At 62.4% G+C, this 12,215-nt stretch carries 11 protein-coding genes; 6 read left to right on the plus strand and 5 right to left on the minus strand.

Annotated features, from left to right (window positions below):
- Positions 1-5: 5 nt before the first annotated feature.
- From HSDC_RS03200 to can, 4 genes are all read right to left on the minus strand, one after another.
- Positions 6-947 carry an ABC transporter permease gene (locus tag HSDC_RS03200; RefSeq protein WP_064698453.1) on the minus strand — a complete coding sequence of 314 codons (942 nt, stop codon included), beginning with the start codon at positions 945-947 and terminating at the stop codon, positions 6-8.
- Positions 944-1,990 carry an ABC transporter permease gene (locus tag HSDC_RS03205; RefSeq protein WP_064698454.1) on the minus strand — a complete coding sequence of 349 codons (1,047 nt, stop codon included), beginning with the start codon at positions 1,988-1,990 and terminating at the stop codon, positions 944-946. Before HSDC_RS03205 ends, HSDC_RS03200 begins: the two co-directional genes overlap by 4 nt.
- A gap of 129 nt (positions 1,991-2,119) precedes the next feature.
- Complete coding sequence (locus HSDC_RS03210) at positions 2,120-3,694, minus strand: ABC transporter substrate-binding protein (RefSeq protein ID WP_064698650.1); 1,575 nt, start codon at positions 3,692-3,694, stop codon at positions 2,120-2,122.
- 166 nt (positions 3,695-3,860) lie between these two features.
- Complete coding sequence (gene can / locus HSDC_RS03215) at positions 3,861-4,514, minus strand: carbonate dehydratase (protein WP_064698455.1); 654 nt, start codon at positions 4,512-4,514, stop codon at positions 3,861-3,863.
- 161 nt (positions 4,515-4,675) lie between these two features.
- Between can and gorA the strand changes: the two genes are divergently transcribed.
- The 5 genes from gorA (at position 4,676) to HSDC_RS03240 (ending at position 9,881) form a co-directional block, all read left to right on the plus strand.
- A complete protein-coding gene (gene gorA / locus HSDC_RS03220; protein ID WP_244534408.1) occupies positions 4,676-6,037 on the plus strand; it encodes a glutathione-disulfide reductase in 1,362 nt (453 codons plus the stop codon).
- 261 nt (positions 6,038-6,298) lie between these two features.
- Positions 6,299-6,877 carry a diaminobutyrate acetyltransferase gene (gene ectA, locus HSDC_RS03225; RefSeq protein WP_013332344.1) on the plus strand — a complete coding sequence of 193 codons (579 nt, stop codon included), beginning with the start codon at positions 6,299-6,301 and terminating at the stop codon, positions 6,875-6,877.
- An 82-nt stretch (positions 6,878-6,959) separates the two neighbouring features.
- A complete protein-coding gene (ectB, locus tag HSDC_RS03230) occupies positions 6,960-8,225 on the plus strand; it encodes a diaminobutyrate--2-oxoglutarate transaminase (RefSeq protein WP_064698457.1) in 1,266 nt (421 codons plus the stop codon).
- 94 nt (positions 8,226-8,319) lie between these two features.
- Complete coding sequence (locus HSDC_RS03235; RefSeq protein ID WP_064698458.1) at positions 8,320-8,733, plus strand: ectoine synthase; 414 nt, start codon at positions 8,320-8,322, stop codon at positions 8,731-8,733.
- A gap of 137 nt (positions 8,734-8,870) precedes the next feature.
- Positions 8,871-9,881 (plus strand): AraC family transcriptional regulator, encoded by a 1,011-nt coding sequence (locus HSDC_RS03240; protein WP_064698459.1) that lies wholly within the window; start codon positions 8,871-8,873, stop codon positions 9,879-9,881.
- A gap of 27 nt (positions 9,882-9,908) precedes the next feature.
- Here the strand turns inward: HSDC_RS03240 and HSDC_RS03245 are convergent, their stop codons facing one another.
- Positions 9,909-10,805: a LysR family transcriptional regulator gene (locus tag HSDC_RS03245; protein WP_064698651.1), complete on the minus strand. Its 897-nt coding sequence runs from the start codon at positions 10,803-10,805 to the stop codon at positions 9,909-9,911.
- A gap of 111 nt (positions 10,806-10,916) precedes the next feature.
- On the opposite strand from HSDC_RS03245, the gene HSDC_RS03250 reads away from it, so the two are divergent.
- Positions 10,917-12,110: an MFS transporter gene (locus HSDC_RS03250; RefSeq protein ID WP_064698460.1), complete on the plus strand. Its 1,194-nt coding sequence runs from the start codon at positions 10,917-10,919 to the stop codon at positions 12,108-12,110.
- Positions 12,111-12,215: the final 105 nt, after the last annotated feature.

The raw sequence follows: 12,215 nt of genomic DNA on the forward strand, positions 1-12,215 counted from the left end.
GAGATTCAGCCCTTGTAGAGTCGCGGATTGAGCACATCGCGCAGCCAGTCGCCGAGCAGATTGATCACCAGCACCAGCACCACCAGCACCACGCCGGGGATCAGGGTGATCCACCAGGAGCCGGACTGGAGGTAGTCGAAGCCGGACTTGATCAGCGAGCCCAGCGACGGCTGGGTCTCGGGCATGCCGAGGCCGAGGAAGGACAGTGCCGCCTCCGAGATGATGGCGTTGGCCACCTGTACAGTGGAGATGACGAAGATCGGCGACAGCGTGTTGGGCAGGATATGCCGGAACATGATGCGTCGGCTCGACAGGCCCATTACCCGTGCGGCGTCGACGTATTCCTTGCCTTTCTCGGCAAGGACCGAGGCGCGCACGGTTCGTGCGTACTGCGGCCATTCGGCCAGGCCGATGATCAGTACCAGCAAGGGGACGGCGTAGTCACTGAAGGTGCCGCCACCGAAGATCGCCTTGAACAGGGCGCCGACCACGATGGCCACCATCAGGGTGGAAAAGGACAACTGGATGTCGGCCAGTCGCATCAGGAAGGCATCGACACGACCGCCCAGGTAGCCGGCCAGCAGGCCGAAGCATACTCCCAAGGTTGCCTGCATGAGTACGGCACCGAAACCGATGATCAGTGATACGCGCGCACCGTACAGGATGGTCGACAACAGATCGCGCCCCTGGGCATCGGTTCCCATGAGGTAGGCCGGATCGCTGCCATCCACCCAGAAGGGAGGCAATTCCGAGGCAAGGATGTCGATCTGTGAAAGGTCATAGGGATTCATCGGCGCCAGCCAGGGCGCGAGAACCGCAACGGCGACCAAAGCGATGAACACCAGCAGGCTGACCTGGGCGATCAGATCGCGCTTGAAACTATAGAGCAGGTAGGAATCGCAAAAGCGTTCCCAACGACTCTTGGGGCGAGACGTCAGCGTGGTCATGCGGGTTTTCCTGTCAGCTTGACGGTGGGGTTGATCAGGCCATAGATGAGATCGACCAGAGTGTTGGTGATCACGAAGATCAGCCCCACGATCATCAGGTAGGTGACGATCAGCGGTATGTCGGAACGTTCGATGGCATCGAGGAACATCAGGCCCATGCCGGGCCACTGGAACACCGTCTCGGTCAGGATGGTGTAGGCCACCAGGGTCCCGATCTGTACACCGCCCACGGTGATCACCGGCAGCATGGTGTTCTTCAGTGCATGCAGGAAGTAGATGCGACGCGGCGAGATGCCCTTGGCACGGGCGAACTTCACGTAGTCGGACTGCAGCACCTCGAGCATCTCGGCGCGGATCAGGCGGATGAACAGCGGCAGCATGATCGAAGCCAGGGAGATGGCCGGCAGAACCAGGTAGGACAGCCCCTCCAGGGAGGCGAAGTTGGTTTCCCAAGTACCGAAGACGGGCACCGGATCCCCTCGACCATAGGCCGGCATGCCGCCCTCGGTGGTGATCAGGTCATTGAGCCAGGCGCCCCAGCCGGTGTCAGCAGGGAAGGGCGTCCAGCTGACGCCGATGGCGAACAGCTGGATCAGCACGATGGCGGTGAGAAAGACCGGAATCGAGATGCCGACGATCGAGACGCCCATGAAGAAACGCGACAGCCAGGCACGTGGCTTGATGGCGCTATAGACGCCGATGGGCACAGACAGCACGATGATCAGGAAAGTGGCGGCGGCCACCAGTTCCAGGGTTGCCGGTAGATGGCGCAGCACGACGTCAGTGGTCGGCTGGTTGAAGACGTAGGAGTAGCCGAAGTCGAAATGCGCGGCATTGACGGCGAAACGCAGGTACTGGACCAGGAAGGGATCGTTGAGGCCGAGCTCTTCACGCAGTGCCTCGCGTTCGCTCTCCGGCACGGATTGGCCGACCATCTGTTGGATGGGGTCGCCCAGATTGTCTTGTATGGCGAAGGCGATCACGCTGATGACGAACATCACCAGCAGCGCATGAAAGAGGCGCTTGATCAGAAAAGCGATCATGAGTGGCGTTCCATTGTCGAGAAAGGCCCGAGCACGCGGTGACACGCCCCCTGCGGGGAGCGTGTCTCGGAGCGGGGTGTCGAATCGCCGTCTCTCGCCCACGGTCAGGCGAGAGACGGCGGAAGGGTATTACTCTTCTTCGACGACGAGATCCCCGAGGTAGGGGAAGTTCATCACGTTGACGATCGGCTCGAGATCGACGTTGGTATCGGCGGCCCAGGCAAGGTTCTGCCAATGTAGAGGGATGAAGGCGGCCTCGTCGTACAGCGTCTGCTCCATCTGCTGCAACATCTCGGCACGCTTCGCCTGGTCGAGCTCAAGATTGGCCTCGGAGACCAGCTTGTCGACCTCGGGGTTGCAGTAGTTGCCGGCGTTGTACTGGCCGGCGCCGGAATCGGCGTCCGGGCAGGCCGTGAGGTATTCGTGGAAGTTGGCCGAGTCTTCGGTGTCGGCATGCCAGCCGATCATCATCATGTCGGCAACCCGATCATCGTACTCGCCCCAGTATTGAGCCTTGGGCAGGGTCTTGAGATCCACCGTCACGTTGATGCGTGCCAGCATGGCCGCAACCGCCTGAGCGATCTTGGCATCGTTCACGTAGCGGTTGTTGGGCGCCATCATGGTGATCTCGAAGCCATCCTCGTAACCGGCCTCGGCCATCAGCTGCTTGGCCTTCTCCAGGTCGTAGCGCGGCTCCAGTTCATCGTTGTGCCCCGCATAGCCTTCAGGCGAGAGCTGGGCCGCCGGCGTGGCGAAGCCCTTCATCAGTCGGTCGGCGATGCCTTCCTGATTGATGGCATAGGCGAAGGCCTGACGAACCCGCTTATCCTTGAAAGCCTCGACGCGTTCCTGATTCATGTGAAAGAGGATGATGCGGGTGCCGGACATGGTGACCAGCTTGGCGTCGTCGTCCTGACGGACGCGTTCCAGATCGTTGGGCGGCACCGGCGCGATGAAGTCGACATCGCCGGAGAGCAGGGCGGCCACTCGCGTGGCGTTCTCGCTGATCGGTGTCAGTTCGATCTTGTCGACGTTGCCCGGGGACTGCTCGTCCCAGTAGTCATCGTTGCGCTCGAAGACGACGCGCACGCCTTGCTGCCGTTCGGTGACCTCATAAGGACCGGTACCGGACTGATGTCGCGAGGCGTAGGAGTTGCCGTTCTTGACGATCTCGTCCTTGGGATCCCCGTCACTGTCTTCACCGGAGTAGAACTGGCTGTCCATCGGGAAGATGTAGGTCGCCAGGTTGAGCAGCAGCGGGTAGGGCTTCTTGGTCTTGATCTCGAGGGTATGCGCGTCGACCGCCGTGGCACCCTCGATGGGCGCGAAGATCGCCTTGAAATCGGGGCTGCGCTTGAGTCGATCGATGGTCCAGACCACGTCCTCGGCGGTAAAGGCATTGCCGCTGTGGAATTCGACGCCTTCACGCAGTGTCATACGTAGGGTGGTGTCGTCGACCCGTTCCCAGTCGGTGGCCAACCGCGGCTCGATCTCGAGATCCTTGGTCCAGCGCACCAGCGGGTCGAAGGTCATGTGCGAAAGCTGCAGGATCCCGCCGGACAGTTGCTCGTGGATATCCAGCGATACCGGATCGGCATCATAGGCCATGCGCAGGGTGGTGTTGGCCTGGGCGGCCGGGGCGAGGGCAGCGGAGGTCATGGCGGCGCCGATGACGCTAGCCAGCAGAGTCTTCTTGATTGTCATGTGTCGTTCCATGCCGGATGGATTGTTATCGGTATCACGGCCGACGGTCGTGATGACCATTATGCTCCATTCACCAACATAGAGAGGTTAGGGGGAAGCGCACAATCGAAATTGTGACACACCCCATGCGCCCGGCGAATAACGATGCCGGGCGCGAGGAGGGCGCTCAGTCTTCGCTGGCGGGCGTGACGCGGTCGATACGGTACAGTTGGGCGACCTGATCGAGTCCGTGGACACTGCATTCCAGGTCGGTGACGCGCCCATCGCTCAGGCCATAGACCCAGCCATGGACGGAGAGCTCCTGGCCACGTTGCCAGGCACGTTGAATGATCTTGGTACGGCACAGGTTCTTGACCTGGGCCTCGACATTGAGTTCGCACATGCGGTCGACCTGCTCATCCTGCGACAGCGAGGACAGCGAGGCACGATGCTGGCTGTAGAGGTCGCGTACCGAATGCAGCCAGTAATCGACGATACCGCACTCGCCTCCGGTGACCGCCGCACGAATGCCGCCGCAACCATAGTGGCCGACGATCATGATGTGCTTGACCTTGAGCACATCCACGGCGAACTGCACCACCGAAAGGGCGTTCATGTCGTTGTGGTGGAGCAGGTTGGCGACGTTGCGATGGACGAACACCTCCCCGGGCGGCAGGTCGATGATCTGGTTGGCCGGCACGCGGCTGTCGGAACAGCCGATCCACAGGTATTCAGGCGTCTGCTGCCGTGCCAGGCGAGCGAAGAAATCGGGATCGTCGCGACACATCTGCTCCGCCCAGGCACGGTTGTTTTCCAGCAGGGTATCGATGTCATTGCTCATGGTCGGGCTCCGGCAAGGATGGGACGAAAGACGAAGGAGCCTTCTTTTACCGTCAGCGGGGATGCGGGTCAACCGCTCTCCCGGGGTGCCACCTTGGCTGGTATGATCGCGCCATTGCCCACAGGGCCTGAATGGGGCCCGACCGTTTACAGGAGAATCGCGTGTCAGATTTCGACTATGACCTGTTCGTCATCGGAGCGGGGTCCGGCGGTGTGCGTGCCGCCCGCACTGCCGCCGCCACCGGAGCTCGGGTTGCCGTCGCCGAGGACCGTTATCTCGGTGGCACCTGCGTCAATGTCGGCTGCGTGCCGAAGAAGCTGTATTCCTATGCGGCCCACTTCCATGAAGCCTTCGAGGATTCCGGTGGGTTCGGCTGGCAATTGGCCGAGGAACCGTCATTCGACTGGGCGACCCTGCGTGACAACAAGATCGGCGAGATCAAGCGCCTCAATGGCATCTATGGTCGCCTGCTGGATAATGCCGGCGTGCGCCTGATCAATGGTCGCGCCAGTGTGGTCGACGCACACCACGTCGAGGTCGGTGGTGAGACGATCAGTGCCGAGAAGATCCTGGTCGCCGTGGGCGGCTGGCCCTGGGTGCCGGATTTCCCGGGCAACGAGTTGACCCTGAACTCCAACCAGATCTTCGATCTCGACGACTTCCCGCAGCGCTTCCTGGTGCTCGGCGGCGGCTACATTGCCGTGGAGTTCGCCAGCATCTTCAATGGATTGGGCAGCGAGTCCCATCTCGTCTATCGCGGCGAGCTGTTCCTGCGCAGGTTCGACAACGAGGTGCGTGAATTCACCCGCGACGAGATGGCCAAGAAGGGCGTCAATCTGCATTTCAACACCAACATCGAAGCCATCGAAAAGGTGGCGGGCGGCCTCAAGGTTACCCTCACCGACGGTCGCGTGCTGGAAGTCGATGCCGTGCTCGCCGCCACCGGGCGTCGGCCGCATCTGGCGGGGCTTGGCCTCGACCGCCTCGATGTCGCGACCAACGACGATGGCTCCCTCAAGGTCAACGAGCGTTTCGAGACCTCGGTGCCTTCGATCCTCGCACTCGGTGATGTCACAGGTGGCCCCGAACTGACGCCGGTGGCGCTGGAAGAGGCCATGAAGCTGGTCGAGCACCACTTTGGCGACTCCACCCCCGAGTCGCTGGATTACGAACGTGTGGCGACTGCCGTGTTCTGCCATCCCAACATCGGTACCGTTGGTCTCTCGGAAGAGGCGGCCCGTGAGCGTTTCGAGGCAATTCGCGTCTACAGTGCCGACTTCCGTCCCATGAAGCACACGCTCTCCGGCAGCAGCGAGCGCAGCCTGATGAAGTTGATCGTCGACGACGCCAGCGACGTGGTGGTCGGTGCTCACATGGTGGGCGAGGAGGCCGGCGAGATCATCCAGGGCATCGCCATCGCCGTGCGCGCCGGGCTGACCAAGGCGCAGTTCGACCAGACGGTGGGCATCCATCCCACCGGCGCCGAGGAATTCGTGACCATGCGAAGCCCGACACGCCGCTGACGCTCTTCGGGCCAGCTTGTCATGGCGATGTCATTCGGACGGGCCACCCTCAAGGGTGGCCCGTCGCGTTTTGCGCATGGTCAGAACGAATGTGGGCTAAGCTACATGAATGGAAAACGGAAGGAACCGCCACAGACGCGGCCTGAGGAGTAGATCATAATTTTGTATTATGGATTTTAGCGAGCAAGATAACCTGGTTTTTGAAATGGCCATAAGTGGCTGTTATGATGCCGATCAAATTCGCTACAGCGAACCATGACAATGAACGCAACCACAGAGCCCTTTACGCCCTCCGCCGACTTGGCCAAGCCCAGCGTGGCCGATGCCGTGGTCGGCCACGAGGCCTCGCCGCTCTTCATTCGCAAGCCCAGCCCCGACGACGGCTGGGGCATCTATGAACTGGTCAAGTCCTGCCCTCCTCTCGACGTCAACTCTGCCTACGCCTATCTGTTGCTGGCCACGCAGTTTCGCGACAGTTGTGCCGTGGCCACCAACGAGGAAGGGGAGATCGTCGGTTTCGTTTCCGGCTACGTGAAGAGCAATGCGCCTGACACCTATTTCCTCTGGCAGGTCGCCGTAGGCGAGAAGGCACGCGGCACCGGCCTGGCCCGCCGCCTGGTGGAGGCCGTGATGACGCGCCCGGAAATGGCCGAGGTGCACCACCTCGAAACCACGATAACGCCTGACAACCAAGCCTCCTGGGGCCTGTTCCGTCGTCTTGCCGACCGCTGGCAGGCGCCGTTGAACAGCCGCGAATACTTCTCCACCGATCAACTCGGCGGTGAGCATGACCCGGAAAATCTCGTTCGCATCGGCCCGTTCCAGACCGACCAGATCTGAGCCGGCACGCCGCCGCGCCGGCCCGGTACGGGCCGGCTGCCCGTCTTCTCGATTCATCACTTTCATCCCACAGGAGGTCGCAATGCAGACCCAGACCCTCGAACGCATGGAGTCCGACGTCCGGACCTACTCTCGCTCCTTTCCGGTGGTCTTCACCAAGGCACGCAATGCTCGTCTGACCGACGAGGATGGTCGCGAGTACATCGACTTCCTGGCAGGCGCCGGCACCCTGAACTATGGCCACAACAACCCGCATCTCAAGCAGGCCCTGCTCGACTATCTCGACAGCGACGGCATCGTTCACGGGCTGGACTTCTGGACGGCCGCCAAGCGCGACTACCTCGAAACCCTGGAAGAGGTGATCCTCAAGCCGCGTGGTCTCGAGTACAAGGTCCACCTGCCCGGGCCGACGGGGACCAATGCCGTCGAGGCGGCCATTCGCCTGGCGCGCGTCGCCAAGGGCCGTCACAACATCGTCTCCTTCACCAACGGTTTCCACGGCGTCACCATGGGGGCGCTGGCGACGACCGGCAATCGCAAGTTCCGCGAGGCCACCGGCGGCGTGCCGACCCAGGCGGCGTCCTTCATGCCGTTCGATGGTTACCTCGGCAGCAGTGCCGATACCCTCGACTATTTCGAGAAGCTGCTTGGCGACAAGTCTGGTGGTCTGGACGTGCCGGCGGCAGTGATCGTCGAGACGGTGCAGGGCGAGGGCGGCATCAACGTCGCCGGTCTGGAGTGGCTCAAGCGGCTCGAGAGCATCTGCCGCGCCCATGACATCCTGCTGATCATCGACGACATCCAGGCGGGTTGCGGCCGGACCGGCAAGTTCTTCAGCTTCGAGCATGCCGGCATCACGCCGGACATCGTGACCAACTCCAAGTCGCTGTCCGGTTACGGCCTGCCGTTCGCTCACGTGCTGATGCGCCCCGAACTCGACAAGTGGAAGCCCGGTCAGTACAACGGCACCTTCCGTGGCTTCAACCTGGCCTTTGCCACCGCCGCTGCCGCCATGCGCAAGTACTGGAGCGACGACACCTTCGAGCGCGATGTGCAGCGCAAGGCACGTGTTGTCGAGGAGCGCTTCGGCAAGATTGCCGCCTGGCTGAACGAGCAGGGCATCGAGGCCTCCGAGCGTGGCCGTGGCCTGATGCGCGGCATCGACGTGGGTTCCGGCGATATCGCCGACAAGATCACCCATCAGGCGTTCGAGAACGGCTTGATCATCGAAACCAGCGGTCAGGATGGCGAAGTGGTCAAGTGCCTGTGCCCGCTGACCATTCCCGACGAAGACCTGGTCGAGGGGCTGGACATTCTCGAAGCCAGCACCAAGCAGGCCTTCGGCTGATCGCCTGAGGTTCGCCATGGGGCCAGCCCATGGCATCACTGTATCGGCCGGCCAGTGTGTGGCCGGCCAGTCACTGATTCACCGGAGAATCGACATGATCGTTCGCAATCTCGAAGAAGCGCGCCAGACCGACCGTCTGGTCACCGCCGAAAACGGCAACTGGGACAGCACCCGTCTGTCGCTGGCCGAGGATGGCGGCAATTGCTCCTTCCATATCACCCGCATCTTCGAGGGCACCGAGACCCACATCCACTATAAGCACCACTTCGAAGCGGTCTACTGCATCGAGGGGGAAGGTGAAGTGGAAACCCTGGCCGATGGCAAGATCTGGCCCATCAAGCCGGGTGACATCTACATTCTCGACCAGCACGACGAGCACCTGCTGCGTGCCAGCAAGACCATGCACCTGGCCTGCGTGTTCACACCGGGCCTGACCGGCAACGAAGTGCACCGTGAAGACGGTTCCTACGCACCTGCCGATGAAGCCGACGACCATAAGCCGCTGTAAACCGGCATCGTCGTCTGCCATCTCGCACGAAGCGCCCCCGGTCATTGATCGGGGGCGCTTCGTTGGTCGCTTCGATCTCACCGGTGCGGATCGCCAGAGGCTGGACATGCCGGATTCTTCATGCCTATGATCGCGCCATGATTGACTCATCGTCCAGCTGTCGTCACTCCAGCGATGATCGGGGCGTGCCCAATGACCTGGTCAGCGAGCTTCTTCGCGGCATGCGTCTGAGCGGCATCCAATACCGCCGCATTCAAGCCGCTCCCCCCTTCGGTATCGAAGGGTTTGGCACCATCGCTGGATGGGCCCACTTTCACTTCATTGCCCGAGGACCGGTGTATCTGCGCAGCCCCGGCGGTGCCATGCATCGCCTCGAGGCCGGCGATGCGGTGCTCCTGCCGCGTGGCGGCCCTCACGCGCTGCTTTCGTCGCCGGATCAATCCGCCAGTCGTGATATCGCCAGCTGCGAGGCCGCTCCTCTCTGCAAGGCCGTCAGTGCAGTGCGCAACGGTTCTCCCGAAGCTTGTCAGGAAAACGGGGTCGTCATCTTCAGCGGTTGCATGGAGTTCGATCTCGGCGGCATGCATCCGCTCGTCGGCTTGATGCCTGAGGTGATGCGCGTCGATACGCTCCTGGAGCGCCATCCCGAGATGCTGCCGATTCTCCAGGCCATGGAACGCGAAGCCAAGGCCGAGCGGGCAGGCTTCGCGAGCATTCTGTCGCGTCTTGCCGATGTCGTCTCGGCCTTCATCGTGCGTGGTTGGGTCGAGTGTGGCTGTGGTGATGCCTCCGGTTGGGTCGAGGCCCTGCGCGATCCCAGACTGGGACGCGTTATCGCCGCCATGCATCGCGAGCCCGGGCGTCAATGGACGGTCGCCGAGCTGGCAAAGCAGATGGGCAGCTCGCGATCGGTCTTCGCCGAGCGCTTCTTGACCGTCACCGGGCTGACTCCTCATCGCTACATGACCGAGTTGCGCATGCACCTGGCCACTCAGTGGATCGGTCGGGACGCCCAGCCCATCGACGTCGTCGCCCAACGCCTCGGCTATGGCTCTCAGGCAGCCTTCAGCCGCGCCTACAAGCGAGTGACGGGCCGCTCGCCCGGTGCAGTACGTGCTGAGGCAAGGCACGACAGGCTTCGGGCTTGAGGCAGGCGCCGCACCGGACGTGCTCGCTCAATCGGGACGTCGGCCAAGCGCTTCGGCCAGCAACCTCGCGGCGGGGCCGAATGGCGCATCGACGCGCCGGGCGAGATAGGCGTCGGAGCGGCGTCGACGACCGTGCCTGCCTCGCACTGCCAGCTCTGCCAGCCGACCTGCACGAAGATCCCGCTCGACCTGCCATACAGGGAGGTACCCCCAACCGACGCCGGCGAGGATGAGCGCGTGCTTGGTGTCCTGGGTGTTCACGCGACAGGTGCGTGTCGAGATGACACCGAAGTCGCGTCCCCGGGAAGGGGGCGATGGGTCAGATTGCACGATCTGGAGGTGATCGGCGAGATGCAGGCTGTCGAGAGGTTCGTCATGGCGCGCCAATGGATGCTCCGACGCCACGACGGCGACGAGCTCCACCGGCGAGAGCGCCTCGAGTTCGACACGTGGGTCACGAAAGTGATCGCCCACCATGATGGCCAGTGCGCAACGCTCGTCGAGCAATGCCTGCAGGGGACCTGCCAGGGGTTCGACGTCGACCCTGAAGGCGACGGAGGGGTAGTGGGCCAGGGTTTCGGTCATGGCCTTGCCCACTTGATGGATGGGAAACAGGGTATCGACGACTAGGGGCAACGCCAGCTCGACACCTTCGCCCAGCCCGTGGGCCCGTGCTCGCATCGCGTCGACACGCAATAATATATCCCGTGCGTTCTCCAGCAGGGCGCGTCCTTCCGGCGTCAATATCGGGCGATGGCCCGAGCGATCGAACAGCGAGACCTCCAATTGTGCCTCGAGATTGGCGATCGCCACGCTGACACCGGATTGAACGCGGGCTAGACGTGCCGCACCGGCGCGAAAACTGCCGCTGTCGGCCACAGCGACGAAGGTGCGCAGTTGGTCGAAGGTGAGGGCATCCAGCATGATCATCTCCCATGATCAATTTGATAAAAATTTTATCACTCCCCAGCATAAGGCAACGACACTATCCTGCCCCTCGATGGACGTTTCGCTTCTCCGTGATCGAGGTGTTGCATGGATACTTCCCTGACTCCCAGAACCGCATCGATCTCCACCGATTGGCATGCCGTCATGCTGATCATCGGTTCCGGCATCGCCGCCTCTTTGCAGGTCGGCAAGGTGGCGATCGCCACTCCCTTGATTCAACAGGACATGAGTGTCGGGCTGGCAGCGGCCGGCTGGCTGATGGGCATCTTTTCGTTCCTCGGCCTGCTGGGCGGCATGCCGGTCGGTACAGTGGTCGCTGCCTTCGGCCACAAGCGCATGCTGCTGGCAGGGCTGGGTTGCCTAGTGTTGGGTGCCATATTGGGCGCACTGGCACCAGGTTTCACGCTGCTGCTGGTGTCACGCGTGGTCGAAGGAGCGGGGTTTTTGATCATCATCGTGGCGGCGCCCGCGATACTTCCGTACGTCGTCGACACTCGCCATCAGGCGCTCGCGTTCGCCATGTGGAGCTGCTTCATGCCGGGGGGCATGGCGCTGGCCATGCTTGTCGGCCCCTGGTTCGAGGCCTGGCGCATCCTATGGTGGGGCAGTGCCGTGATTGCGGCGATCATGGCCTTGGGCGTCATGTTCGCGGTACCCGCTGCAGCGAGGGAAGACATTGCATGGCATGGAAAGCTCCGGGACATGCTCGACACCCTGCGCACGCCGGCTCCCCTGGTGCTCGCCGGAGTCTTCGCTTTCTATAACCTGATGTTCTTTGCGCTGTTCAGCTTTTTGCCGATCCTGCTGATGGAACGCATGGCGGTCAGCCACCAAGCCGCCGGTGCGTTGAGCGCTCTGGCCACCAGTGCCAATATCCTCGGCAACCTCGCCGCAGGAACCCTGCTTGCACGCGGAGTGGGGCGAGTTTTCTTGCTGGCGGCGGCCTCGCTGATCATGGGCGTGACCGGATTGGGAATCTTCCTGTCAATGTTACCGGCGTTGCCGACGTTCTTGCTGTGCATGCTGTTTCTGGCGGTCGGTGGCTTGATACCCGCCACCTTGCTGGCCAGTGCCCCGATCTTTGCACCAAGGACTGTCTTGACGCCTCTGGTCGTCGGACTCTTGATGCAGGGAAGCAACCTTGGGCAGGTCATCGGTCCCGTGGCCATCGGCGACGCCATCGAGTGGCATGGGTGGACGGCAGCCGGCCTCATCGTCGCTGCCGTGGCGATCCTGACCGCCATGCTGGCTCAGGCGCTGCGTCGCCCACACATGGCATGACACATGGACTGAGCCGGCTGAGGAGGGCGGCAAGCTGTTAGACTGCAAGATGCTTCGACATCAGGAGGCGGCCGGGCCGCCCGCACATCCGATTGCCAAGGACCA

This window comes from Halomonas caseinilytica, assembly GCF_001662285.1.
Lineage (GTDB): Bacteria > Pseudomonadota > Gammaproteobacteria > Pseudomonadales > Halomonadaceae > Halomonas > Halomonas caseinilytica.

Coding starts and splice junctions, on each gene's coding strand:
- HSDC_RS03200 (WP_064698453.1), bottom strand. CDS start 947: ATGACCACGCTGACGTCTCGCCCCAAGAGTCGTTGGGAACGCTTTTGC.
- HSDC_RS03205 (WP_064698454.1), bottom strand. CDS start 1,990: ATGATCGCTTTTCTGATCAAGCGCCTCTTTCATGCGCTGCTGGTGATG.
- HSDC_RS03210 (WP_064698650.1), bottom strand. CDS start 3,694: ATGACAATCAAGAAGACTCTGCTGGCTAGCGTCATCGGCGCCGCCATG.
- can (WP_064698455.1), bottom strand. CDS start 4,514: ATGAGCAATGACATCGATACCCTGCTGGAAAACAACCGTGCCTGGGCG.
- ectA (WP_013332344.1), top strand. CDS start 6,299: ATGAACGCAACCACAGAGCCCTTTACGCCCTCCGCCGACTTGGCCAAG.
- ectB (WP_064698457.1), top strand. CDS start 6,960: ATGCAGACCCAGACCCTCGAACGCATGGAGTCCGACGTCCGGACCTAC.
- HSDC_RS03235 (WP_064698458.1), top strand. CDS start 8,320: ATGATCGTTCGCAATCTCGAAGAAGCGCGCCAGACCGACCGTCTGGTC.
- HSDC_RS03240 (WP_064698459.1), top strand. CDS start 8,871: ATGATTGACTCATCGTCCAGCTGTCGTCACTCCAGCGATGATCGGGGC.
- HSDC_RS03245 (WP_064698651.1), bottom strand. CDS start 10,805: ATGCTGGATGCCCTCACCTTCGACCAACTGCGCACCTTCGTCGCTGTG.
- HSDC_RS03250 (WP_064698460.1), top strand. CDS start 10,917: ATGGATACTTCCCTGACTCCCAGAACCGCATCGATCTCCACCGATTGG.